This window comes from Acetobacter sp. DsW_059 (assembly GCF_002153695.1).
Lineage (GTDB): Bacteria > Pseudomonadota > Alphaproteobacteria > Acetobacterales > Acetobacteraceae > Acetobacter > Acetobacter thailandicus.
Map to the genome: position 1 here is coordinate 1 of NZ_JOPI01000163.1, position 307 is coordinate 307.

Here is a 307-nt window from a genome sequence, read left to right on the forward strand (position 1 = left end):
AAAGCCGTGAACTGGGGATCAGAAAGGGATCAGCGCTCGATCACGCTTTACATGCGCCCCAGCGCGAGCATTCTCTCTCGCGCTCCAGGTCGCGGGATCGGGGATGGGATATGGGGATGTAATCTTCTTGAGGCGGGTAGTATTTATGTGTATTATTTACTCAGGAGATACACATTATGCGAACCAACATCATTATTGATGATACCCTTATGACAGATGCCCTGAGGGCATCTGGCGTTAAAACCAAGAAGGAAGCGGTTGAACTCGGGTTGCGGATGCTGATCAGGCTGAAGCAGCAGCGGGAACT

At 51.1% G+C, this 307-nt stretch carries 1 protein-coding gene; it reads left to right on the plus strand.

All coding sequences use genetic code 11. The annotated features are described in order from the left end of the window. Positions 1–176: 176 nt before the first annotated feature. On the plus strand, positions 177–307 hold a 131-nt coding region (locus HK25_RS12415), incomplete at its 3' end, for a type II toxin-antitoxin system VapB family antitoxin (protein WP_086636403.1).